Source organism: Flammeovirga pacifica (assembly GCF_000807855.2).
GTDB classification, from domain to species: domain Bacteria; phylum Bacteroidota; class Bacteroidia; order Cytophagales; family Flammeovirgaceae; genus Flammeovirga; species Flammeovirga pacifica.
Map to the genome: position 1 here is coordinate 1,542,982 of NZ_JRYR02000002.1, position 24,282 is coordinate 1,567,263.

At 32.8% G+C, this 24,282-nt stretch carries 22 protein-coding genes; 12 read left to right on the forward strand and 10 right to left on the reverse strand.

Annotation, left to right across the window (positions count from 1 at the left end; translation table 11 throughout):
* Window positions 1-87: 87 nt before the first annotated feature.
* Window positions 88-1,608 carry an alpha-L-fucosidase gene (locus NH26_RS24380; RefSeq protein WP_071397291.1) on the reverse strand — a complete coding sequence of 507 codons (1,521 nt, stop codon included), beginning with the start codon at window positions 1,606-1,608 and terminating at the stop codon, window positions 88-90.
* Window positions 1,609-1,872: 264 nt separating this feature from the next.
* On the opposite strand from NH26_RS24380, the gene NH26_RS24385 reads away from it, so the two are divergent.
* Window positions 1,873-2,805: a putative phage abortive infection protein gene (locus NH26_RS24385; RefSeq protein WP_044217335.1), complete on the forward strand. Its 933-nt coding sequence runs from the start codon at window positions 1,873-1,875 to the stop codon at window positions 2,803-2,805.
* Between the two features lie 137 nt (window positions 2,806-2,942).
* Window positions 2,943-4,349, forward strand: coding sequence for a T9SS type A sorting domain-containing protein (locus tag NH26_RS24390; protein WP_044217337.1), 1,407 nt, complete (start codon window positions 2,943-2,945; stop codon window positions 4,347-4,349).
* 132 nt (window positions 4,350-4,481) lie between these two features.
* Here NH26_RS24390 and NH26_RS24395 read toward each other — a convergent pair whose 3' ends face one another.
* Together NH26_RS24395 and NH26_RS24400 are read right to left on the reverse strand one after the other, a co-directional pair.
* The gene (locus NH26_RS24395; RefSeq protein WP_044217339.1) at window positions 4,482-5,510 is read right to left on the reverse strand and encodes a UvrB/UvrC motif-containing protein; all 1,029 of its coding nucleotides are present in this window, start codon (window positions 5,508-5,510) and stop codon (window positions 4,482-4,484) included.
* 160 nt (window positions 5,511-5,670) lie between these two features.
* A complete protein-coding gene (locus NH26_RS24400) occupies window positions 5,671-6,435 on the reverse strand; it encodes an RDD family protein (protein ID WP_044217341.1) in 765 nt (254 codons plus the stop codon).
* 51 nt (window positions 6,436-6,486) lie between these two features.
* On the opposite strand from NH26_RS24400, the gene NH26_RS24405 reads away from it, so the two are divergent.
* From NH26_RS24405 to NH26_RS24430, 6 genes are all read left to right on the forward strand, one after another.
* Window positions 6,487-7,449: a stage II sporulation protein M gene (locus tag NH26_RS24405; protein WP_044217343.1), complete on the forward strand. Its 963-nt coding sequence runs from the start codon at window positions 6,487-6,489 to the stop codon at window positions 7,447-7,449.
* Between the two features lie 86 nt (window positions 7,450-7,535).
* On the forward strand, window positions 7,536-8,357 hold the full coding sequence (locus tag NH26_RS24410; RefSeq protein ID WP_044217345.1) for a hypothetical protein: 822 nt from the start codon (window positions 7,536-7,538) through the stop codon (window positions 8,355-8,357).
* 63 nt (window positions 8,358-8,420) lie between these two features.
* On the forward strand, window positions 8,421-9,110 hold the full coding sequence (locus NH26_RS24415; RefSeq protein ID WP_071397293.1) for a hypothetical protein: 690 nt from the start codon (window positions 8,421-8,423) through the stop codon (window positions 9,108-9,110).
* Window positions 9,097-10,296, forward strand: coding sequence for a DUF4350 domain-containing protein (locus NH26_RS24420; protein WP_044217349.1), 1,200 nt, complete (start codon window positions 9,097-9,099; stop codon window positions 10,294-10,296). The genes NH26_RS24415 and NH26_RS24420 overlap by 14 nt, the downstream gene beginning before the upstream one ends.
* Before the next feature lie 8 nt (window positions 10,297-10,304).
* Complete coding sequence (locus NH26_RS24425; RefSeq protein WP_044217351.1) at window positions 10,305-11,291, forward strand: AAA family ATPase; 987 nt, start codon at window positions 10,305-10,307, stop codon at window positions 11,289-11,291.
* 6 nt (window positions 11,292-11,297) lie between these two features.
* Window positions 11,298-12,632: a DUF58 domain-containing protein gene (locus NH26_RS24430; RefSeq protein ID WP_044217353.1), complete on the forward strand. Its 1,335-nt coding sequence runs from the start codon at window positions 11,298-11,300 to the stop codon at window positions 12,630-12,632.
* 54 nt (window positions 12,633-12,686) lie between these two features.
* Here NH26_RS24430 and NH26_RS24435 read toward each other — a convergent pair whose 3' ends face one another.
* Window positions 12,687-13,439 carry a hypothetical protein gene (locus NH26_RS24435; protein ID WP_158022034.1) on the reverse strand — a complete coding sequence of 251 codons (753 nt, stop codon included), beginning with the start codon at window positions 13,437-13,439 and terminating at the stop codon, window positions 12,687-12,689.
* A gap of 123 nt (window positions 13,440-13,562) precedes the next feature.
* Here NH26_RS24435 and NH26_RS24440 point away from each other — a divergent pair, with 123 nt between their 5' ends.
* Window positions 13,563-14,267 (forward strand): CatA-like O-acetyltransferase, encoded by a 705-nt coding sequence (locus NH26_RS24440; protein WP_044217356.1) that lies wholly within the window; start codon window positions 13,563-13,565, stop codon window positions 14,265-14,267.
* A gap of 125 nt (window positions 14,268-14,392) precedes the next feature.
* A complete protein-coding gene (locus NH26_RS25825) occupies window positions 14,393-14,527 on the forward strand; it encodes a hypothetical protein (RefSeq protein WP_262494317.1) in 135 nt (44 codons plus the stop codon).
* Window positions 14,528-14,595: 68 nt separating this feature from the next.
* Here the strand turns inward: NH26_RS25825 and kbl are convergent, their stop codons facing one another.
* Entirely contained in the window at window positions 14,596-15,783 is a 1,188-nt protein-coding gene (gene kbl, locus NH26_RS24445) for a glycine C-acetyltransferase (RefSeq protein WP_044217358.1), read from the reverse strand.
* A gap of 33 nt (window positions 15,784-15,816) precedes the next feature.
* A complete protein-coding gene (tdh, locus tag NH26_RS24450; protein WP_044217361.1) occupies window positions 15,817-16,839 on the reverse strand; it encodes an L-threonine 3-dehydrogenase in 1,023 nt (340 codons plus the stop codon).
* Window positions 16,840-17,151: 312 nt separating this feature from the next.
* Here tdh and NH26_RS24455 point away from each other — a divergent pair, with 312 nt between their 5' ends.
* Together NH26_RS24455 and NH26_RS24460 are read left to right on the forward strand one after the other, a co-directional pair.
* On the forward strand, window positions 17,152-17,598 hold the full coding sequence (locus tag NH26_RS24455; protein WP_044217363.1) for a hypothetical protein: 447 nt from the start codon (window positions 17,152-17,154) through the stop codon (window positions 17,596-17,598).
* Between the two features lie 354 nt (window positions 17,599-17,952).
* On the forward strand, window positions 17,953-19,998 hold the full coding sequence (locus NH26_RS24460) for a T9SS type A sorting domain-containing protein (protein ID WP_052431722.1): 2,046 nt from the start codon (window positions 17,953-17,955) through the stop codon (window positions 19,996-19,998).
* A 123-nt stretch (window positions 19,999-20,121) separates the two neighbouring features.
* On the opposite strand, the gene NH26_RS24465 is transcribed toward NH26_RS24460, so the two are convergent.
* The 4 genes from NH26_RS24465 to NH26_RS24480 form a co-directional block, all read right to left on the reverse strand.
* On the reverse strand, window positions 20,122-20,520 hold the full coding sequence (locus tag NH26_RS24465; protein ID WP_044217365.1) for a YchJ family protein: 399 nt from the start codon (window positions 20,518-20,520) through the stop codon (window positions 20,122-20,124).
* Between the two features lies 1 nt (window position 20,521).
* Window positions 20,522-21,718 carry a multidrug effflux MFS transporter gene (locus NH26_RS24470; protein ID WP_084812376.1) on the reverse strand — a complete coding sequence of 399 codons (1,197 nt, stop codon included), beginning with the start codon at window positions 21,716-21,718 and terminating at the stop codon, window positions 20,522-20,524.
* A gap of 419 nt (window positions 21,719-22,137) precedes the next feature.
* The gene (locus NH26_RS24475) at window positions 22,138-22,620 is read right to left on the reverse strand and encodes a GNAT family N-acetyltransferase (RefSeq protein ID WP_044217367.1); all 483 of its coding nucleotides are present in this window, start codon (window positions 22,618-22,620) and stop codon (window positions 22,138-22,140) included.
* 163 nt (window positions 22,621-22,783) lie between these two features.
* Complete coding sequence (locus NH26_RS24480) at window positions 22,784-23,944, reverse strand: glycoside hydrolase family 53 protein (RefSeq protein ID WP_044217368.1); 1,161 nt, start codon at window positions 23,942-23,944, stop codon at window positions 22,784-22,786.
* Window positions 23,945-24,282 lie beyond the last annotated feature (338 nt).

Consider the following 24,282-nt stretch of genomic DNA (forward strand, 5'->3'; position numbering starts at 1 on the left):
ACGCCAGCCGTTTATTATCAAATTGTTTCTTCTTTCTAAAAACAATTACAGTGTAATTATACATTCTAATGAATGGTCTTATATTGATTATATTTCTTTATTATCAGTAAAACTGATTTTAAACACATAAGCAAAATCACCTGGCTTTTCTTTAGGAAGTTGAAGCTTTAAAGCTCCTTCTGTTCTTTCCCATTTTAATTTACCTTGATGTCCTATCAATTCTACCTCTTTTACTTTTGAGTTGTAAGACATCAAACCTAAAGATTTAATCGGAAGTTCGCCCGATTCAGGCCAACCCAATGCAATTGCATATAATTGATCCCCTTTAGTAGTAAAGCGAATATCTTCTTCTCCAAAACCAACAAATTTAGTATCCGCTAAGTGACCACTTTTTGTTTTTGTAGGACCTTCGCCAAAAATAAGCCAAGGACGACTATCATAAATAGCTTCACCATTCAATTTTAACCAAGCTCCCATTTCTAATAAACGGTCTTTTTGTTCTTGAGGGATACTGCCATCAGGGTGTGGAGCCACATTTAATAATAGACAACCATTTTTACTTACAATATCAACAAGATCATCAATTAGACGGTTGGTAGGATAACATTTTAAGTCAGAAGTCCACGACCAAGATGCTTTAGAAATTGACGTATCTGTTAACCAAGGATCAGGGTAAATATCAGGCATACGTTCACGTTCTAAATCTACTGTTCCCACACCTAATGGAAAGTCAGGACGTTTAAAAGTAAATACTCTTTCGATGTTATTTTCTGCGCTATGGTTATGTACATAAGCCACCATTTCTTTTCTAACACCTTCTGATAATATTTTCACTCGATTATCGAACCAAAGTAAATCCGGAGAATAACCATCAACTACTTCTTTTACCTTTTCTAACCATATTCTCTCAAACTCTGGGCTAGGCATTGGGTAAGAACCTTTTTCATCACCTACTTTCATTAATCGTGATGATTCTGGAATTTTCGGACCATACAGCCCAGCATATTTAGGGTTAGCGCAATCTGTGTTTTCGTCCCAAGTAGGATACCATCCCCATAACCAAGAATGATGCATACTTACTACGTATTTCATTCCTCTTTTCTTTACAGCTTTTTTCATTTCAGCAACCACATCGATTTTTGGCCCCATTTTCTTAGAATTCCAAGGGTTCACTTTAGAATCCCACATAGAAAATCCATCAGCATGTTCTCCAGCAGGACCTGCAAATTGTGCACCTGCTTGTTGAAACAATTCAGCCCACTCATCTGCATTGAATTTATCTCCTGTTAATTGAGGAATAAGATCTTTGTAGCCGAAATCTTTATGATTACCGTATGTGTTTAAATGAAATTGATAATTGGGGTGCCAATCATTATACATATTTCTTCCGTACCAATCAGAATTACCTTCAGCTTTAGATGCTGAATATACTCCCCAGTGCGTATAGATACCGAATTTGGCATTACGAAACCATTCAGGACATTCGTACTGACTTAATGATTCCCAATTAGGTTCGAAGTGTTTCTTTTCAATTGTCGTATCATTGGCTTTCTTCGAACACGCACCAATGAAAAAAGGTAATAGTGCAAATAATAAAATCCGTCTCATTTCAGTAGTTATAATTGTTAATTGAGGTTCTTAAAAATCTTGAATACTCATTACTTTATTTTATAAACTAAATCAATTTTATCTATTAAGTAGGAACGTAAAAAATTTACTCCCCTTAAAATCATCAAAATTCCCACTCTACCCTGTCTAATTATTCTATTTAACTTCTCCTCTTCGTAGACTGTAAATACTTAATAATCCTTTCAATTATAATGAATAGCACTTTTTAACTCTTATTTTTGAATAATCACCATCAACCTAATTATGATTAAGCTATTAAAGAAAATCAATATTTCACTTACTCTTTCAGTCTTTCTAGCATTGACAGGTATTGCTTTAATGTTAGTCTTTTTTATGGATTACCATTTGTATGAGTCCTATATAGGAGTAGACATGGAAGTATTAAGTAAGTATGGTTCTTTCATGGCTGGAACAATTGGTCCTATCTTTTCTTTAGTAGGTTTTATTTTAATCTATGAAACCATCAAATGGCAAAAAAAGCTTTTTGAGAGACAACAATTTGAGGTGAAATTCTTCGAAATGATGAAATATCACAGAGAAAATGTGGAACTTTTAAGACATAAAGATCCATCATCTGAAGAACCTATCACTAGAAAAGGCAGAGAAGTATTCATTACTTTATATCAACAGTGCCATCAATTACAAAAAGAAGTGGAAGAATGCCTTCCTAAAGGTGAAGAACAAAATGAAAAAGAATTTCATGAACTTACGTTGAATATTACTTATCTAATATTCCATTTCGGTTTACAAGAACATAGTAAAGATGCATTGATTTCTATCTTAAGTAAATATATCCCCCTACATTCAGATAATTTGATTTCAACACTAAAAAACAAGAAATGTAAGTACAATAAAGAGCTACCGTTCTATGTTGGACACCAATCTAAGTTGGGTAATTACTTCCGTCATTTATACCACACCATAAAATATGTAGATCAGACAAAATTCTTAACAGTAGAGGAAAAGCAATCATTTATAAAAATGTTAAGAGCACAGTTTACTACTTACGAACAAGCCATTATTTTCTATAATGCTATGTCTGCTTTAGGTAAAAAATGGAGAGAAAACCAATGGATTGAAAAATATGAATTGATCAAAAATATCCCTCCTAAATTTCTAGGTGTTATTGATCCAAAGACATTTTTTGAAATGAGATTTGAGTATGAGGGACTGTAAGAGAACTATTCATCAAAATACTCGTTCACTTTGGTATTAAACCAACAACCCTTTAGATCTATTTGATAAAATTCTTCCCATTCAAACTAACTATTACGATTAAATGTATGTTATATGAGACCATATACATACCATCTATGAAAACACTATCTTTACCTTTCATTATCATGTTTTTCTGTTCAGTATCATTTATTTATGCACAGACCCCAAAAAACTTATCTGATGCTCCTGGAGCTACAGTAAATAACGATACACTGACTATCTCCCCAAAACTTATTTTAAAAGACCATTATGTTACTTCCCAAAGGGTTACTTTTGTAACAGGTCGATTACAGATTCAGAAAAACCAATCGCTAACAGTTAATGCAGGAGACACCTTAGTGATCTCTGGAGGGTTAAGACTAAAAAATAAATCCACTTTAATTAATAATGGAAATATTGTGGTTAAAAAAAATCTAAGATTAGGCTTTAAAGAAAACCATGAGGAAATTGCATTTATTAATAATGATGGAGCCAGTATAACAATTGGCCAAAATATGTGGGGGCCAATGCCAAGGAATTCTACATTTGGAGGCACTATAGCTGTAAACGAAGAAGTAAGAGTAAATTTTGATGGAAATGAATTCCCAACAAACTCCAAGCTTTACTATAGCTCACAAAATACCAATCGATTCTCTGATGATTCCATAAATGTGAGTGAAATGTCAATTGAGAATTACTTTCCTTTAGATTCCTACACACAAATCGATGAAAATCAGAATATCAATAATCATTCATCTGAATACATTGATGAAATAAAAAACAATAAGAAACGTAAAAGGTATTTACCATTAGTTGGAGGTGTTCCCACCAGTAAAGCAGCAGGAAAACTAGTCCGGTTTCTAGTAGAAGTTGATTTACAAGAAGATGATGAAGACCTACCGGTAGAACTTACTTATTTTAATGTCGTCTCTAAAAATGGTGAGGTAATGACTTATTGGGAAACTGCCACAGAATTAAATAATAGTCATTTTATCTTAGAGAGATCAATAGATGGTAGACGTTACGATGTATTATATGATAAAATAAACGGAGCAGGAAATTCCAATTACTCTATCAATTATGAAGCGGAAGATAAAAATCCTATTGAGGGGAAAATATTTTACCGACTCACTCAAGTTGATTTTGATGGAAAACAAGAATCATGGGTAGAAGTTATCTATCATGGTGAAAAAGTACAAGGAGAAGTGCTTAATATTTATCCTAACCCTGCACAGTTTCAATTAAATGTTGCTATGCATTTATTAGAAGGAGAGAAACCCACTTTTGAGTTTATCAATCCCTCCACAGGACATCAAATTCCATTACCAGAAGTGTCTATGTCAGGATCCAAAGCATCCTTCGATATATCAGAATTTAGCCCTGGCACTTACGTAATGGTTGTCAAGTTAAACGGTCGTGTGAGTCATAGAAGTCAGGTAGTAGTGATGGGTACTGGAAATAGATCTAAGGAAGAATTAAAAGAGGAAGACAAAAAGAACAAGAAGAAAGAAAAGAAAAAATAAAAGAGAGGCTGTCTTATTAGAAATATAAGACAGCCTCTCTTTATATAGACTTTTAATTGACTTCTTCATAAACGTCTCTACAACTTTAAATAAAGACCGTTTTTAGAATCAGATGATTTATCTCCGATAGTTTTATTTTTCGAGCGCTACTTCTTCTCCAAACTTTTCTTTCCAAGTTTTCTGTAGTTCCCCTGCCTTAATATAATCTTTCACATTTACAGCTTCAGAAATTTGTTCTAGTAAACCTATTTCTTCTTTTAAAGATGCTGCTTTGCTGTAATCTTGAACCGTTACAGCTTTTTCCATTTCAGCTTTTAGCAACTGGATTCTTTCATCTTCAGCTACTTGACCTGAAGTAGAAGCACCTGATGCCACCGCCTGACTTGCAGTTTGCTCAGCAGGTAAAAACTTCTTTATTTTATTCTGATAAGATTCCGGTAAAATAATTTGAGCTACTTCAATTGCATACTTTTCTCCATCGATGATCACATTGTTTGGCTTGATCAACATCAAATCATTAATACCATAACAATGATATTTTTGTGATTTCATTGGAGAATTCTCATGCGCTTGTGATTCTTGAGTTACAATTTGATTTGGATAAAACATCTCATACTCAAAAGATACATTTGATGTAGTCGTTAAAGTACTTGCTGTCACTTCGAAGTCCACCCCTTTATAAAACTTCACTTCACCTAATTTTGATGTTGTGATAATGATAGGCTCTTTTTGAGAGACAGAATCAATTAAAATAAATCCTTGCTGTAATGCTTTGGCAATTTCTACTTCCCTAGAGAATTTCTGAACCTCTATTTGTGATAATTCAAAATCGGTAAATGTGGTTAAACCATTAGTGTTGATCACCAACTGTTTCATTTTTTGACCTTTCTCAATCACTAAGTCATACACCTCTTCACCTACTCTTTGCTCTCCTCCAAAATTGGCATGAATGGTCAAAATACCAGTGATATATACGTCTGTATCAGTATTGTTATTATTGATATTAAAAAAATGATAGCTTCTATTTATTTCATTGGCATAACGTTCCCAAGTGAATTCAAATTCCACTTCATCTTTCACATTTGATTGTTGTGCATATAAAAAAGGAGTGATACAAAAAGATAGAAGCAGTAATAAAGCCTTATATGTATAGTTTATCATAAGAGTAAAAATAATGTTTCGGTAGATTTCACCTCACAATTTATAATAATTTCTTAATATAATGATGTTTAAATGAAGTATTTACTTATGTAGGATAACTATTTTAGTTGAAGTACATCAGTAACTCTAAATTTTACATTTCTGCAAAGAAGCTATTAAATTAAAATGATTGAGAAGCTTTTGTAGACTCAATTGTGTAATAATAATAGTCATTCATTAATTGCATTAAGAACTTCTTATGGCGCATTGTTGTTTCAATGTTTAATTGTTCTTTCAGTTTGTTCTCTAATTTTAATATTACCGCCTGATGTTCTTGAGTAAAATCAAGTTTTAATGCTTTTTTAATCACATGAAGCTGCTTCTCGTTTAATGAGCTTGCTTGTGGAAAAATAGGCTCATAATCTTCCTCGAATGTGGGGATATTAAAATCAGAAACATTAATTTTATTTGAATCTGTTACTACAAGAGTGCCTGCTAATATATCTCCTACTCTTTGTCCTTTACCTCCTGCTATTATAGCTATAATAGCTACTACTCCATTCACTAAAGTAATGTCTAACAATCTAAAGACCCAACGAATTAAATATTGAGAAAATCTTACCGAACTTCCGTCGATAGAAGCTACGCGAATGTTCATTGCTTTTTTCCCTAAAGACTGCCCTTCCATAAAGACTTCACACAATAAATCATACAGTAAAAATAATAGTATAATTAGACCACCTGATATTAATAGAATGTTTCTTGTCAAGTTTCCAATTTCAACATCTATTTGGTCAAAACCATAGATGACTAACAGGGAGTAGATAAAGCCTATGGCCCCTATAATTAAGCCGTCAATTAGGTAAGCACCAATTCTGGTAATGACATTGGCCTTTTGAAATTGTATATTTACATTTTGACTGTTTTGAAAAGAAATCGATGACATGTTTAACTCTTAAAAAATTTGTGATATATTGTGTTAACAAACTAATTTTTTATGAAAGAACCAATATTTATTCTAAAAAATCAGGATAAATGGGAAACTATTGATAAAGATATAAAAAACACTTCAGTCTCTCCGGATAAATTAGCTTCTAATTATAAATCATTAAGTGAAGACTTATCGTATGCACAAACATACTACACAAACAGTGAAGTGGCTATTTATTTAAATGGTTTATCCGTTCAATATCACGAAAAAATATATACAACACGAAAAGAAAAATCATCAAGGTTTATACATTTTTGGTTAAATGAAGTTCCTTTTGAAATGATGAATAATCGAAAACAAATGTTGTATGCATTTATTGTTTTTGGTATTAGTTGTCTGATCGGAGCATTTTCTGCTCACCATGATGGTGAATTTGTACGTCTTATTTTAGGAGATAATTATGTAAACATGACGTTAGAGAATATCGCTAATGGTAAACCTATGGATGTATATGCAAATAGTGATGAATTACCCATGTTTATTGGTATTACTATCAATAACATTAGAGTGGCTTTTTTGGCTTTTGCATTTGGAATTCTCTCTAGTATCGGTACGGGATTTTTATTATTTAGAAATGGTATCATGCTAGGTTCTTTTCAATATTTCTTTTATCAGAAAGGGGTATTGGGTGCATCACTTTTAAGTATTTGGACACATGGAACACTAGAAATCACAGCAATTATTATTGCAGGAGGTGCTGGTTTTGTTCTAGGTAATGCCTTTCTGTTTCCTAATCATAACTCAAGATTAGTGAATTTAAAAGAAGGCACTAAAAGAGGACTAAAGATAGTAATTGGTTTAGTACCTATTTTTATTATTGCAGGTTTCTTAGAGGGGTTTGTAACTAGACAAGTACAATGGCCTCTACCAATTCGTTTGTTCTTTATTATCGCCTCTTTAGCTTTTATTGTTTACTATTACATTATCTACGCTAATCAGGTATATCAGAAGCAAACTAAAACTGATTAGCATATTATTTAGTATCATACATACATTTTTTAGGAAGAAATTCTTTCTAGTTATATTCTATTTCATACATAAATTTTTACCGTTTAATGCAACAGCAAACTTTTAATTTTAAAGAATTTCGAAATGCAGGTCAGAATATTGATTTGGCGTTCAATTTTTGGAAAACCCACTTTAAGATATTTTTTAAATCATCATTACGATTATGTGTTCCTTTTATTGTTATTGGTACTGCTATCGCAGGAGCGGGTGAATTATTATTTCCAGAGAATGCAAATGCTGTATCTACAATATCAATTTTTGGAAATCTAATTGTCATAATAGGACAAATTTATTCAATGACTTTAGCTTTTAGTTTAGTCAAAGAGTCTATGGTAAACACAAATAGTCTTACTGTAGACACTTTAATTAAAGGCGCTAAAACAAATACACTTTCCTTTATAGTTGCCTATTTTTTATATCTGATAATTCTTCTTTTAGGGTTGTTATTCTTTATTGTACCTGGAATTTATATATCCGTTACTTTTGCCCTCATCTTCCCTATTATAGCTTTTGAACAAAAAAATATAGGAGATGCTATTAGTAGATGTAATCTATTGATTAAAGACAATTGGTGGTCTTCTTTTTTGTTTCTAATCATTCTGAGCTTCATTACATTGTTCGTCACTATTTTTGTGTTACAATTCCCTAGTCTATTAGTTGGTGTTTTTATAGGTTTAAATATACTTCAAGAAGGAGATGCAGCTATAGGTACAGGATTAGGTAATACTATTACTATACTATCTATGATTACTAGTTGTTTTAATCCTTTAGTATTTGCAGTCTATCAATATGGTATGTGTGCACTCTATTTTTCTTTAAGAGAGAAGAAAGAGGCCATTAGTATTCTAGACGAAATAGATTCCTTATAAATAATGGTGATCTGCTTTACTAAACAAAATAATTCTATTGATCTTGCTTTAACTCGTTCCCACATGCGGTTATACTTTTCCCTTCTTTTATCATTAGTTTTAAAAGGAAGCTGTTTCGCACAAGAAAGAGGCTTCTCTCAAGAAAAACTCAATGCAATAAAGAATGATACAGACTACCAATATGTTTTACCTCAATATCAAATAGATATTTTTGATAAGATAGGTCGTTGGCTTTCTAGCTTACTTCACACCCTTTTTGGGGGTAGTACAGATCTTAGTGGTCCTGTAGTTCGCTACTTTTTTTGGGGAGCTGTAATTGCTTTATTAGTATGGGCACTTTACCTCATTCTTAAAACAAATAAGCTCTTTATTTTTACCACAGAGACTAAAATATCACCTCATCAGGAGAATAAATCGATCTATTCTACACACAAAGAGCTTATTCCTTTATCGACTCAACTGGAAGATGCTTTATCTAGAAAAGAGTATCAAGAAGTGGTGAGGCTGTATTATTCTTTGGCCATTGAAAAACTGGAACAAAAAGATATTATCAATTTAAATAAGGTAGAACATCATAATGACATCCTTTATCAATTAAAACATGAACTATTAAAACAGCCTTTTAATAGTATAGGAGTAGTCTTTCAATATTGTTTTTATGGTGAATTTGAAGCCAATGAAACTATTTGTGATGACATCAAAAAAAAATATCAAGAATTTGAAATAGCAATTGCAAATCATGAAAATAAATAAACAATACACTTTTCTTGGTATCGCTTTGCTGATTTATTTTCTACTTACGTTTACTGCAAAGAAAACCACCGATTGGAATACGCATTACCGATCTAATGCGACAAGTCCGTATGGTACAAAAGCTTTTCATGAATTACTTAATGACTCTGATTTAGGTATTACTATTGAAAATGTGCGTCTCACTTCTTATGAGATTTACAACGAAGACAATTATCAAAAGGATAAAAACCTGATGATAATTAGTGATCTAATCTCGTTGGATTCTGAGAGTCTTAATTCTGTTTTAGAGGAGGCTAAAAATGGTAGGACGATTTTTTTAGCAGCTGAATCATTTTCGTATGCATTAAAAGATACATTAAAATTTAAAACAGCTACTAATTTTGATGAGATACAAATTAAAAACTTTGATCTTAAATCTGAAGATAAAATTATAATAGATTCCGTTGAAATCAATTATAACGATGCTAAAGCAGAATTATCTAGTTTTGAATTTACCTCTAACATTATTGAATATGATACATTAAATAGTGAACTATTTGTAGACAAATCCTCGGGTAAAGCCTTTTTATTAAAACACACTATCGGAGAGGGCAGTGTCTACATATGCACTGTTCCTAAACTATTCTCCAATATTGTGCTTTTGCATAACAATAACGCAGCATTCCTAAATGATATTTTAAAAATGCTACCTGAAGGAGAGTATATAAGGTCAGAGTTTTACAATAGAGGGAGAGAAGGACATAGTTCTCCTCTTAGAGTTGTTCTAACAAGAGATGGAGTAAAAGAAAGCGTCTACTTATTATTGATGTTGATCTTCATTTATTTCTTATTCCAATCAAAAAGAGAACAAAGAGCTATCCCTATAATTACTCCGCCTATCAACGAAAGTATAGGGTTTATAAAAACGATAAGTCAACTTTATATCAAAAAGAGGGATCACAAATCCATTTTGATAAAAAGAAAAAAATATTTGATGAATCACATTAGAAATAAGTATCAAGTGAACTTAAATGATGATGAAATCAACTCTAAAATTGAGTTACTGTCTCACAGATCAGGAATAAGTGAAGACGAACTTAAAGCACTTTTCATTCAATTAGATAAAGAAATAAAGCATTCTAGCTCTGCCAACACCTTTATGAAAACGAATGAACTAATTGATGATTTTTATACAAAAGAAATATAGATAAAGACATGGAAGAAAATATCACCAACAACTTTGAGAATAGAATAGATACCTCCTCATTAGTAGATGAATTAAACCAATTAAGAAAAGGAATAAATACTATTGTAAAAGGACAAGAGAAAACTATCGACCTCCTTTTAACCGCAATTTTAGCCGATGGACACGTACTATTAGAGGGTGTTCCTGGTGTAGCCAAAACATTAACGGCAAAAACATTAGCTCACATGATTGAAGGAGACTACTCTCGTATTCAATTTACGCCAGATTTAATGCCTTCGGATGTAATTGGTACAAATGTTTTTAATGCTGCTACCCATGCATTTGACTTCAAAAAAGGACCTATTTTCGGTAATATAGTTCTTGCAGATGAAATTAATCGTGCTCCTGCCAAAACACAATCTTCTTTATTCGAGGTGATGGAAGAAAGGCAAATTACTTATGATGGGCATCGTTACACTATGGAGGAACCTTTTCTTGTTATCGGTACTCAAAACCCGGTAGAACAAGAAGGAACTTACCCATTGCCAGAAGCACAATTAGACCGTTTCTTATTTAAAATTGATCTGAGCTACCCAGAGGAGCAAGATGAATTAGAAGTATTGAAGATGCACCATCAGCACCAAAATCCAACTAATTTAATGGATAGTCAATACAAATTAAGTCCTCAAAAATTACAAGAATTTAGGGCGTTAGCTAAACAAGTGATGGTAAAAGAAGAGCTAATGAGTTATATTCTAAAGCTGGTTCGCCTTACTCGTATGAGTAATGAATTATACCTTGGTGCTTCTCCTAGAGCCGGTGTTGCTTTAATGAATGCTTCTAAAGCTTGGGCTTGTTTACAAGGTAGAGATTTTGTGACTCCAGATGATATTGCCTATGTCATCCAACCTGTATTACGCCATCGTCTTATTATGACAGCCGAAAAAGAAATGGAAGGTGAAAATATGGACCGTGTTATCGATAAGATCTTACACATGGTAGAGGTACCTAGATAAATCAACATGAAATTTTATAAACAATTATTCTTTTCTGAAAGGTTTTTTCTGTGCGGTGGAGGATTGGTTTTTCTATTCCTTCTTTCCTACTTCCTTCCTGTCCTTTTAAGTCTTGGATACGTATTTCTATTGATCTTCACATTACTGAGCCTTTTTGATATTGTATTGATATTTTCGATTAAACATCAAGTAAAAGCAGAAAGATACACTCCCGAAAGGATTTCTAATGGAGAGGATAATCCTATCAAAATTAGGATAGAGAATAGAAGTAGATTAAAAGTAAATATAGAACTAATTGATGAGGCTCCTATTGAATTTCAATTAAGAGACCTACGTTTTCCTATCACTCTTTCGCCGAAAGAAGAAAACAACATTCAATACCTTGTTCGCCCTACCAAAAGAGGAGAATACTTTTTTGGTGACCTGATTCTCTTTATAAAATCACAATTAGGTTTGGTAAGAAGAAAGGTAAGTCAGCATTGTGAAATAAAATCGGTAAAAGTTTATCCATCCTTTCAAAAACTAAAGAAATTTGAGTTGATGGCACTTCATACAGGGCACATTGATGGAGGGATAAAGAAAGTTCGAAAAATTGGTCAGCAAAAAGAATTTGATCAGATCAAAGAATATGTAGCAGGAGATGATTTCCGTACAATTAACTGGATGGCTACTGCTCGCTCACAACAGTTGATGGTTAATCATTATCAAGACGAAAAAGCCCAAGAGGTGTATGCCGTTTTAGATATGGGTAGAAGCATGAAGATGCCTTTTAATGGGATGACTCTATTAGATTATTCTATCAATGCAGCCTTGGTACTTTTACATATTGCACAAATTAAGCAAGATCAAATTGGAGTGGCTGCATTTGATTATCAACATCAAAATTTCTTAAAAGCTAAAAGACAATCCGGTCAAATGAAATACGTAATGGAACAGTTGTACAACTTAGATCCATCGTATAAAGAAACCGATTTTGGAAATATCAGTACACTATTAAGAAAACAAATAAAACATAGAAGTATGTTGATTTTCTTTACGAATATCACTCATAAAGAAAGCTTAGAGCACAAACTTCCTTACCTAAGAAGATTGGCTAAAAAGCACCTTTTAGTAGTTGTACTATTCGAGGACTCTGAAATTTCTGAAGCCATTCAAGCTAAAGTGGAAAACCTGGAAGGCATTTATAATAAGGCTTTACAAGAAGAGAATATTCTTGAAAGAAGAACCATTGCCAGACAATTGCATCAAAATGGTATTCATACTATTCTGACTAAGCCAGAAAATTTAACGGTTGATACCATCAATAAATATTTAGAAGTAAAAGCAAGAGGATTGCTGTAACTTCATCTACAAAAAAAAGCATGCTTTTGAATTCAATCGAGAGCATGCTTTTTTTTATATCCTAAAATCAATGTGATAATGATCTTCGTGCATCTGATTGACCGCTTTAGGTAACTTTGTCGCAAAAGGTATTCCTCTTGCCACTAACTTCTTTCCTGTTACCGTGGCAAAGAGATTCTCTTTTAATTCTATCATCAATATAACTTTTGAAATTCGGATCCCATTTTTCTTGCAAGCATCATCTAAAGCTAAAATATGCTGAGCCATACTTTCAAAATCAATTTCGACTTTGGTATCTAGATTTCTACTAATCCAATGACTAATTTTTGGATGAATAAAATCCGTGTATGGAAACTTTTTTAATAGCTTACCTTCTTGATCAAATTCCAAAAAGTAATGAAAAAGCCCCCAATCATCTAAATCTCTATATGGCACCTCATTTTTCATCTTAGGAGACATAAAATCAATACTTGTCCCGTTTCTGTGCGTTTTATGAAACCATATTGCCCCTCCATTTGTATCACTACACTCCATGATTGTATAATGCTTCTTCGGATACTTTTTCTCCAATGCACTGTAGCTTTGTGTAACGGCATTATAGACTTTATGATGAACGTAGGCATTCTCCATCAAAAAGTAACTGATAAAGCTAAAATAAGAGTAATTAGCGCCTCTGTAGGGAATCAACCAACCGTTCTCTAAAGAACCATTACTACGTGTTCCACGGGAAACACTTTCACCTTTATTTTTGGTAAACACTTGATTCACACTCATCACTCCAACAACAACAATAGGGGATAGAATCAAAAACACTAAAATTTTATATTTCTTTTTCAATTTGCTTTAATTAGGTTTAGTATCATTTGATAAAAATAGGATTTTTATTCTAGGTCTAAAAATATAACTTGCGACTTATAACAATCCATTATTATGACACTTCAAGAACTTTTAAATAAATACGACGGTAAAAAATTAGATATACAATCATTAAGTTCATACGAACAATGGTCTGTCGATTTTTTTCATCAAAAGGAAATTGTAAGGGAGCCTAATTTACAGATGACCTTACAATTAGATATTACAGAAGGGTATAGTTATTACCAAGACAATTTAAAAGGAAAAGAAGGAGCTTCGTTTACGGCTTATCTAATGTGGTGCTTAGTTCAAACGATGAAAGATCACCCTCATTTTAGATACAGAAAAGTAGAAAATGAGTGGTATATTTTTGATAATCTACCCACATTTAGTCCTATTGCTGTTGGTGGAGACAAACGCTTTTCTGAAATTTTAGTCAGTGATCCTGCTCGCTCTACAGTTGAGGAGTATTTCATCAATTATAAGAAAGAGATTGATAAAGCATTTAGTAAAGATGGTAATTTTGAACCTTTACCTCCTACAGTATGGGCTACTGCACACTTTATTGGCAACCTTCCTAACTTACAGTTTACGGGTTTCCAATTACATCAATCGGCCTTAGATTCTGCAAGACCTTATTTCTATTTTGGTAAACGATACCAAAGGCACACACAAATGTTTGTTCCTTTATCCATTACATTTGATCACTCTAATTTAGATCCTTTTGTCCTTTCTTCTTTTATGGAAGATTTTGATAAAATGATGATGAATAAAAAATAATGTCTTCCCTTATATTGGTCCTTTTTAGGTAGTATTTGATCTTAATTCGGTAAAAGCATTTTTGTGAGTTTCGTTTTTAATAGAAACAACAAAAAACATTTTACTTACCAATTAGATTACTACCAATGAAAAGTATTATTATATTATTCTCCCCTCTCCTATTAATTTTCGGATTAATTAGAAATAAAGAGGAAAAAGAAACACCAATGGATTATTTTGCTCAGTCGATGTTGAACGATTTAGAGCATCAAAATAAATAAAAAAATAGGCTATCTCATGATTTATGAGATAGCCTATTTTTATTATAATATAATCTAGATAGTGATAATTAAATCACACCTAATTCTTTACCTACTTCTGTAAATGCTTTTACTGCTTTTTCTAAATGTTCTCTAGTATGTGCAGCCGATAATTGTACTCTAATTCTCGCTTGTTCTTTTGGAACTACAGGGAAATAGAAACCAATTACATAAATGCCTTTTTCTAACAGTTTCTCCGCAAAACGTTGAGACAACTCAGCATTATATAACATCACTGCACAAATAGCCGATTCTGTTGGTTTAATATCAAAACCTGCTGCCAACATTTGCTCTTTAAAGTAAGTTGTATTGGTATGTAGTTTAGTCGACAACTCATCTGTTGAATCCATCATATCGAACATTTCGATACCTGCTGCTGCAATAGATGGAGGAATTGAGTTAGAGAATAAATAAGGACGAGAACGCTGACGTAACATCTCAATTACTTCTTTCTTACCCGTAGTAAATCCACCGATAGCACCACCAAATGCTTTACCTAAAGTACCAGTAATGATATCTACTTTTCCACGAATATCGAAATGTTCTGTCACACCTCTACCTGTTTTACCAACAACGCCTGCAGAATGACACTCATCAACCATCACTAAAGCATCGTATTTATCAGCTAAAGCTACAACTTCGTCCATAGGAGCTACATGACCGTCCATAGAGAATACACCGTCTGTCACAATAATTCTATAACGTTGCTCTTGTGCTGCTTGTAATTGCTTTTCAAGATCAGCCATGTCTGCAGTCGCAAAACGATATCTCTTTGCTTTACATAAACGCACACCATCAATAATTGAAGCGTGGTTTAATGTATCAGAAATAATCGCATCTTCTGCTGTTAATAACGGTTCGAATACACCACCATTAGCATCAAAACAAGCGGCATAAAGAATAGTATCTTCTGCACCAAAGAAGTCTGCAATCTTTTGCTCTAACTTCTTATGAAGATCCGTAGCACCACAAATAAATCTTACAGAAGACATACCGAAACCATGAGAATCCATGGCGTCTTTTGCTGCTTTAATCAATCTAGGATGGTTAGATAATCCTAAATAGTTATTAGCACAGAAGTTTAATACCGACTGCCCTGTATTTAATGTAATCTCAGCGTCTTGTGGACTTACAATGATTCTCTCATTTTTATATAAGCCATCTGCTTCAATTTGTTTTAAGTCTTCTTTAAGACTTTCATATATTTTTTTGCTCATTTTGATCAGGATTTTTTAGTATTGAATAATTGGTTAGTCCCAGTTAAGAATTACTTTACCACAGTCGCCTTGCTCCATCACATCAAATCCTTTTTGGAAATCATCAATTCCAAAACGGTGAGTAATGATAGGTGCGATGTCTAAGCCAGATAAGAGCATTTGCTCCATTTGATACCAAGTTTCGTACATCTCACGACCGTAAATGCCTTTTAAGGTAAGTCCTCTAAAGATGATTTTATTCCAATCTACCTGAGCAGAATTTGGAAGAATACCTAATAAAGATACTTTACCAGAATTGTACATATGGCTAATCATTTGATTAAAAGCGATAGGAGAGCCAGAACATTCTAAACCGATATCAAAGCCCGTCATTTTTAACTCGGCCATTACATCTTCTAATTTTTCATGTCTAGGGTTCACCACTCTTGTCGCTCCCATTTTTTTAGCTAGTTCAGCTCTATATTCATTCATTTCTGTCGCAACGATATTTCGTGCTCCAGCAAATTTAGCGACTTGAATCGCCATACTTCCTATCAAGCCAGATCCTGTAATCAATACATCTTCTGCAATCAAAGGAAACGATAAAGCTGTGTGTGTTGCATTTCCTAGAGGATCCATAATAGATACCACTTCATCAGGAATAGCTTCATTAATTTTCATCACATTAGTAGCCGGTACTTTAACATACTCAGCAAAAGAACCATCAGTATTTACACCAATACCAATTGTTTTTTCACAAATATGCTGACGTCCTCTTCTACAGTTACGACATCTATTACATGCAATATGTCCTTCACCTGTCACTCGGTCACCTTCTTTAAAAGATTTCACCTCGCTACCAAAAGCAGCTACATGACCAACATATTCATGACCAATAGTTTGTCCGACTCTTACAGTTTTACTAGCCCATTCATCCCAAAGATAAATATGCAAATCGGTGCCACAAATAGATGATTTAGCTACTTTTATTAAAACATCGTTAGGTCCAACCTCAGGAATGGGTACATCCTCCATCCATAAGCCTTTTTCGGCTTTAGATTTTACTAGTGCTTTCATGGTCTTGATAGTATGTGTTATATGTATTTAATATGATTTACTTTATAGTAACAAACATAAGTTAGAATCCTTAAAAAGTGTAATTTTTAGTATTAATAAATTAGAATTTTATTCTGTTTATGACAAATATTAAGGTTGATATCAAAGTATATTTGGATTTAAAGGATTCAACTTATCTTTTATTTGGAATCAATTGTACTATTCTTATGGTAATTATTAAAAATATTACCGTCTAAAGACTTGTGCATTAAATTTGATAAAATACTGTTATCAAGACACATATATCTCATCATAAATAACCTATACATTGCTATGAATAATAATGAAAATACGGCTAACCAAGACTTATTAAAAACCAACTTTTGGTCTGTAAAAAGATTGGATCAAATGTATTATATCAAATGGGAAAACCTCTCAGAGCATGAAATGACCACAGAGCAATTTAAAGAACATATTGTCTCATTGTCTAAGCTTATTGAATCGGATGGGGTTGCAAATAATGTGAATGGATTTATGGTAGACACACGTCTATATCATTTCACTATGAACTTAGACATTCAAGTATGGCATGATGAAGTTATCATACCAATTTATATCAAAAGTGGAATCGTAAAAATTGCTTTTATCTTGAGTGGTGATTTAATCAGAGACCTATCTATTGAACAAACATTTGACGAACAAAAAGCTCAATCAGGACCTCTTGATATACAATATTTTGATAATGCTAGGGCTGCAAGAGAGTGGGTGGCCACATTATAAAAGTTTGTTTTCACTAATTCCATTATTAGGCTACATTTTTAGTTTTGGATAATTTTTTACCATAGTAAGAATAGTTTCATTTATTGACTTTCAGATGTATTTTTTTGTTTCATTCCGCTAACACAAATAGCCTCTTTTTGGGTTTAATTGATACATCTTAGGCACTTAAAACGACATTTAAAATAATTGTAAATGATACATTTGAATAGATTATTTAATTAACATCTGTTCTAAAAGACTACATTTTTTACAAAACTTCTCTAAGCTTATATTTAGATGAGAGCATGTACTTGTTATTTTTAATAATACATGAATTATTACTGAACAGGTGTTATCATTTTTAATAACACTAGTATGAAAAAAATTCTAACAACTTTACTATTCTGTGTATTCGGTTTAGCTGTAACAGCTCAGAATACTGTCTATGAAAACACGTTCGATTCTTATGATGTAGCTACAGATATTGTAACTCAAGGTGACTATTATTTAGATGCTTATCAATTAACAGACGAGCCAAGAACTTTGGTAATTGCTGAGGAAGATGGGAACAAATTTATGTCTTATGACATTCCTGCAGCGGATCCTAATAAAGGTTATAATACCATGATTAAAGGGTCAAATGAGTTTGCTTTAAAAGCTGGTGTTACTTACACTTTTACAGCTAAAACTAGAGGAGCATTCGTAAGAGGTTTACGCGTAATAAACCCGGCAACTAATGCTGCTGTTGCTGCAGAAGCTTTATATAATGCAACTAACGACGCTGAGAAAGCTGCTGAATGGTATGAGCATTCTTTAACCATCACTCCTAATGAGGATATGATGGGTTATGTTGGTATTCTTAGAAACTGGAATGGTAAACTTGACATTGATGATTTACTTATTGTTGATGATCAAGCAGAGGAAGAAACTCCAGATCCAATGTTACCTTATGTTCACTATGCAAATGATTTCTCTACTTATGCTCATCAAGAAGATGTAAATGAAGGTGATTTTAACTTTGAAGGTTTTCAACAACCTGAATTAGCAAGATCACTTACTGTTCAGCATGATAATGATGAAGAATACTTACAATTATCTATTGAGAGTACCAATGCTGGCGCAAACACAATTGTAAGAATCTTAAAAGAGTTTCAATTCAAAGCTGGTGTAGATTACTCTGTAAGCATGGATACTAGAGGATCATTTAAACGTTCTATTCGTGTAATCAATAATGAATCTGGTACGGCAGATTTTGTATCAGAAGTATACAATGCGACCAACGATGCTACCTTATCTTCTGAATGGTATAACTTACAAATTGAGTTTACACCAACAGAAGACTTTACTGCTACAATTGCTGTGCTTAGAGAATGGAATAGTAATCTAGATTTTGATAACATAGAAGTAAGATCTTCTGAGGAACTTCCAACTGAAGAAGAAGAAGAAGAGACTCCTCCTACAGAAGAATCTGGCTATGATGTTTACTTTAACGATTTCACAGAATATACTGAGAATCAAGATGTAGACAATGTTGATTTTATGAAGAAAGTCTTCCAACAAGAAGATCTTGCAAGAACTCTAACAGTTCAAAAAGAAGGTGAAAACCAATTCTTGAAATTAACTATTGAAGCGACAAGCACCTCTGCAAATACTCTTGTAAGTGTAAATCAAGAATTCTCTTTAAAGGCAGGTGTTGAATATATATTAAGAGGAAAAACAAGAGGTAAATTCTCTCGCTCTGTCCGTATTGTAAATGTTGAAGATGAAGAGCCATTATTTTCTTCTGAAGATTACAATGCTAGGAATGATGATGCTTTAGGTGCTGAATGGTATCAACATGAAGTAGTTTTTACTCCAGAAGCAGATGCTACTGTTTATATTTCTGTTCTTAGAACTTGGAACGGTGATCTTGACATTGATGACTTACAGTTAAGATCAACAGTGGATCAAGAAGAAGAAACTCCAGGTGAAGGAGAAGGTGAAGAAGAAGAAACTCCGGGTGAAGGAGAAGGCGAAGAGGAAGAAACTCCGGGTGAAGGAGAAGGTGAAGAAGAAGAAACTCCGGGCGAAGGAGAAGGTGAAGAAGAAGAAACTCCAGGTGAAGGAGAAGGCGAAGAAGAAGAAACTCCGGGTGAAGGAGATATTACTAGTATCGAAGATGTTGATGGAGTTCAACTTCAAGTATACCCTTCTCCTACAAACTCTGCGTTGAACATCAAATATTCTGATGCTGACAGCCAACCTTTTGTTATTTCAATTTTAAATACTCAAGGACAAGTTGTTCAAACAGTAAATAAAACTTCATTCTCTTCTGATGTAACAAAAATCACTTTAGATAATAAACTTCAAAATGGAGTTTATTTCATAAAAATATCTACTTCAACATCTGAAGTATCGAAGAGATTTATTCTATTAAGATAGACCGACATTTATTGAAATAGGGACTGACTAAAAAAGGCTCGTTTAGATGAAAATTCTAAGCGAGCCTTTTTATATATTCTAAAATTCAATATAACATTTTATTAAGTCAAATTGGAATAATCTCTACAGTGCTGTATCATACACCCAATGTCCGTTTTCTTTTATAAAAGTAGACTTTTCATGAATTACTTGTAAGCCTCCAGAATCCTTAAAATAGGCTTTAAATTCTACAACACCTGTATCATCACTTTCACCTCCTTTAATGCACTGAACCACCTCTAGATGATCCCATTTTACAGATTTAGCCCATTTAACCAAATCTCTTCTTTCTCTCCTACTCTGTGGTCTTGTTTTACTATGATGGCTTAAATTTAAATATTCTCCATTCGCCATTGTAAAAGCGGTATACCTAGAGCGCATTAACTGCTCTGCCGTAATTACATTTTCAATATTATGATGTGCAATTCCACAGCAACCATCATACGCTCTTCCTGATCCACAAGGACAATTTTCAATTTTCATTCTAAATGGATTTTCTTTCTAAATCAAATTTCTTCAATAGTACATATAAAAGAATGCCAATTAAAGAACAACAGAACATCACAATAAAAGGAGGAAACAAAGTGCCATTATTTAATTTACTTGCCATCCCTCCTGCTAATGCTCCAAAGGCTATCCCAACTACACGCATTTGTGAATTTGCAATACCTGCAAACTGTTTCTCGTATTTTTCTAAAGCGATAGAAGTAGCGTTTCCAGACAATAATCCTAGTGAGCTTAGATGCAATGTCAATAACGGCAAGACGATAAAAATATTAGGACTCGCTATAGTAATACTTATCAAGATGAGGATTAAAGTAGATAAGTGTAGACTTAAACCCACATGCAGTAATTTTCTTGAAGAATGTCTTTTTACTAGTATAGAATTTATCTTATTCATTACAATCAAACCTCCCCCATTTAAACCAAATATAATAGCAAAATTAGATTCCGTTAATTTGAAAAATTCTTGATATATAAAAGGTGCTGTGGTAAGATAAGTATATAAAGCTCCAGAAGGTATAGCCATAACACACATATACGCCAAAGCAGGTCGGTTAAAGTACACCTTTTTTAATCCTTGAAAGTAAGTCAATTTCTCTTTATGCTCTGGTACGACATTCTTCACTTTTTTAAAGAAGGGAATAAGAACTATTAGAGCATATAAAGCAATAAATACAAAGATGGAATGCCAACTAAAATATTTTAATAAAGTAGCTCCAATTGAAGGAGCAATTAATGGTGCTCCCATCGCTATCATTGTAATTAGTGACATGACACTTGCAGCCTCTTTTCCTGTAAAATTATCTCTTACGATGGCCGCTATTGTTACACCTACAAAACCACCTCCAATGGCCTGTAACGAACGCATAGCATAAAATTGATATAAACTATTAGAGAAGACAAGCATCAAAGAGGCGATCATACTTATCATTAACCCTAAGACGACAATAAATTTCCTTCCCTTTATATCAGAATAATATCCTCCTAGTAATTGACCAACACCAAAAAACAAGAAGAATAAACTCATACTAATTTCCACATCGCCAAATGCAACGTTAAAATCATCTGCAATACGACCTAATGCCGGGAGACAGGTATCGATATTAAAAGGACCTATCATTGCGAGAGATCCCAGCATAAATACGAAAAAGTTTTGTTTTTGTTTATCCATATACATTGAAGGTACTAAGCTTATGGTAAGGTTTCATCTTTTTAATGTGAATTTTTATAAACATAAAAAAAGGACAGAAATTTCTTTCTGTCCTAAATTTTTTACGAGTCACAAATTAGCTGTTAGCGTTTTGAAACTTCAGTTCGTTTAGTTGGCATTTGCATCGTCTAATCTTCACCTGCAAATGTTGCGTGTCTAGTGATGAGGATCCATGACTTTTCATTTCATTAATTCTTTCTTGCATTGTCGACACTTCATTTTCTAAAGTGCGAATAGCTGACATTAGTGTCTTTTCCATTTTACTTGACCGTTTTACTGTAACCGATAAACACACTACTATTTACGTTAGTTATCTAAAATAACTTTAACTTATTAAGAATTATTAAATCAAAAATTAGAAACTTTATTTAAGCGTAATATTAATGTTACTTACTAAGCAAATTTTTCCTTAAAAGTAACATATCATTCAACACAAGGCCGTTTTCTATAATTTCTTGTTGGTAATTTTTCGTAAAGAAATCGGTTAAAACTTTATAGAATCTAAAGCCCATTTTTTGATATAAATACAATTGTCTAAAGGCTGCATTACTTGTTCCAATCAGTAAAAACTTAAACCCTCTTTTTGTTGCATTGGATATAGCGTGTGTCAATAATTTCTGGCCGATCCCTTCACCTTGACAATCTTCTGATACAGCAATGTTCTTAATTTCTAATGATTCTCCATCCATTAACTGACAAGCATAAATCCCTACGGTCTCCCCGTCTCTTTCATAAATATATATTTCTGATTGATGTATATATTTATCTATGGCTTCAATAGTTTCATCGGCTAATAATAATAAGTGATATGGAAGTTCTTGTCCTTCTTTAAACAATTTTATTTTATCTTTCTTCTGGATTACATTCATTTCTGTTGGTGTATTAGTTGTTCTTAGATTTCAAATTTCAGCAACCAAATATACAATAATGTCCTGTTCATATTAAATGATATTTTTCACTTTATACAAACATTTCAAATAAATTTTCATCTGAGTTTGGATAGCATTTTTATTTAAACTGCCATCTATTTTATTATTCTTTCATATAGTCAAACACTCCACTGGCATTATTTTCATAATCAAAATAAGTGCAATTTTCCCAAGAGGAACCTGTACCCCATAAAGTTTTTATTGGATAAGCAATCCAAGCACTCTCCCAATACACTACTCCTAATGCGCCTGCACTTTTCATTTTAGTAGATAAGTCTTTCATGAAATTTAGTTGTCCGCTTGGAGTATAAGCATATCCTTCCAAAGGCACTTGATCTCCAAATAAATTGGGCATATTGTCATTCCCTTCTGTAGTCCATGGGTAAGCCGTTTCTAAAATAATAATATCTTTTCCGAATTTGTTTTTTACATTTTTAATATGATTCTCTAGTTGATCAAATGAAACCTCTCTATGCCATAAAGGATAATAAGAAACACCTATTGCATCGAAGTCTACCACCGATTTTGTTAACTCACCAAACCACCAATCCAAAAATTGAGGATCAGCAACATGTAAAATAATTTTTATCTCAGTATTCAATTCACTTTCAACCATTCTTACTGCACGAGCACCAGCATTTAATACCGCTCTTAAATTATCCCACTCCTTAGATTCACACACATTACAATCAGGGAAAGCATCGTTCTTCTCAGAATAAAACATTCCGCAATTGGTTTCATTCCCTAATTGAACATACTCTGGTAAAGCATTATTTTGATTTAATTTTCTCAAAGTAGTTAGTGTATAATTGTAGACACTATCTTCTAGAGTTTCTATGGAAGTGATATTTTCCCAAGCCTCAGGAGCATATTGTTTATCGGGGTCAGCCCAAGTATCCGAATAATGAAAGTCCAATAAGGTTTTCATCCCATTTCTTTTCGATGCTAAAATTGCACTTTGTGTATCCTCAAAATCATTGTACAATTGTCCGTTATCATCTCCGTATAATTCTTTTGTCCATTGTGGATTATGCCAAAGTCTAAACCTAGCTAAACCTGTTCCTTTAGATCCGAAAATCTCAAAGGCATCTTTCACTTGATTATTGTCTTTATATTCTCCTCCTCTAATTTGAATTTGATTGACATAAGATAAATCAACACCATGTATAAAATTGTTTACTGGTACTGATTCGGAAGAATTATTCTTATTGGAACACGATACTATTACTGTGAATAGTACCACTAACATTAATCTATATTTCATTCTTCTTTATTTAATATTTCACTTTTAGTTGTTGGATGGTATTGAATAATGGACTATTTCTATGATATCAAAAATAGAAAACCTTAAGTAAAATAGTCTATTATTTTATCTGTTGGCAACAAGGTAATCATTGATATTGATAGAAAAAATTATATACCTATCAGCATCTTTTTTTTCAGAAAGGTAAATGGCAAATCGATTTTGGCAAATTTGCCAAAATGGGAAAACATGTCAATATGTTGGTGATTGTACTTTTATGAAAGATCACCTACAATCAAGAAATAAATCACATCTCATTCATCAATAAACAAATGTACTTAATTATATTTGCACCACAC

Bases quoted from the DNA above. Each gene is read 5' to 3' on its own strand.
- NH26_RS24460 (WP_052431722.1), top strand. From the start codon at position 17,953: ATGAAAAAAATTCTAACAACTTTACTATTCTGTGTATTCGGTTTAGCT.
- NH26_RS24440 (WP_044217356.1), top strand. From the start codon at position 13,563: ATGACACTTCAAGAACTTTTAAATAAATACGACGGTAAAAAATTAGAT.
- NH26_RS24430 (WP_044217353.1), top strand. From the start codon at position 11,298: ATGAAATTTTATAAACAATTATTCTTTTCTGAAAGGTTTTTTCTGTGC.
- NH26_RS24470 (WP_084812376.1), bottom strand. From the start codon at position 21,718: ATGTATATGGATAAACAAAAACAAAACTTTTTCGTATTTATGCTGGGA.
- NH26_RS24390 (WP_044217337.1), top strand. From the start codon at position 2,943: ATGAAAACACTATCTTTACCTTTCATTATCATGTTTTTCTGTTCAGTA.
- NH26_RS24415 (WP_071397293.1), top strand. From the start codon at position 8,421: ATGCGGTTATACTTTTCCCTTCTTTTATCATTAGTTTTAAAAGGAAGC.
- NH26_RS24475 (WP_044217367.1), bottom strand. From the start codon at position 22,620: ATGAATGTAATCCAGAAGAAAGATAAAATAAAATTGTTTAAAGAAGGA.
- kbl (WP_044217358.1), bottom strand. From the start codon at position 15,783: ATGAGCAAAAAAATATATGAAAGTCTTAAAGAAGACTTAAAACAAATT.
- NH26_RS24400 (WP_044217341.1), bottom strand. From the start codon at position 6,435: ATGTCATCGATTTCTTTTCAAAACAGTCAAAATGTAAATATACAATTT.
- NH26_RS24480 (WP_044217368.1), bottom strand. From the start codon at position 23,944: ATGAAATATAGATTAATGTTAGTGGTACTATTCACAGTAATAGTATCG.
- NH26_RS24410 (WP_044217345.1), top strand. From the start codon at position 7,536: ATGCAACAGCAAACTTTTAATTTTAAAGAATTTCGAAATGCAGGTCAG.
- tdh (WP_044217361.1), bottom strand. From the start codon at position 16,839: ATGAAAGCACTAGTAAAATCTAAAGCCGAAAAAGGCTTATGGATGGAG.
- NH26_RS24465 (WP_044217365.1), bottom strand. From the start codon at position 20,520: ATGAAAATTGAAAATTGTCCTTGTGGATCAGGAAGAGCGTATGATGGT.
- NH26_RS24385 (WP_044217335.1), top strand. From the start codon at position 1,873: ATGATTAAGCTATTAAAGAAAATCAATATTTCACTTACTCTTTCAGTC.
- NH26_RS24395 (WP_044217339.1), bottom strand. From the start codon at position 5,510: ATGATAAACTATACATATAAGGCTTTATTACTGCTTCTATCTTTTTGT.
- NH26_RS24405 (WP_044217343.1), top strand. From the start codon at position 6,487: ATGAAAGAACCAATATTTATTCTAAAAAATCAGGATAAATGGGAAACT.
- NH26_RS24425 (WP_044217351.1), top strand. From the start codon at position 10,305: ATGGAAGAAAATATCACCAACAACTTTGAGAATAGAATAGATACCTCC.
- NH26_RS24380 (WP_071397291.1), bottom strand. From the start codon at position 1,608: ATGAGACGGATTTTATTATTTGCACTATTACCTTTTTTCATTGGTGCG.
- NH26_RS24455 (WP_044217363.1), top strand. From the start codon at position 17,152: ATGAATAATAATGAAAATACGGCTAACCAAGACTTATTAAAAACCAAC.
- NH26_RS24420 (WP_044217349.1), top strand. From the start codon at position 9,097: ATGAAAATAAATAAACAATACACTTTTCTTGGTATCGCTTTGCTGATT.
- NH26_RS25825 (WP_262494317.1), top strand. From the start codon at position 14,393: ATGAAAAGTATTATTATATTATTCTCCCCTCTCCTATTAATTTTCGGA.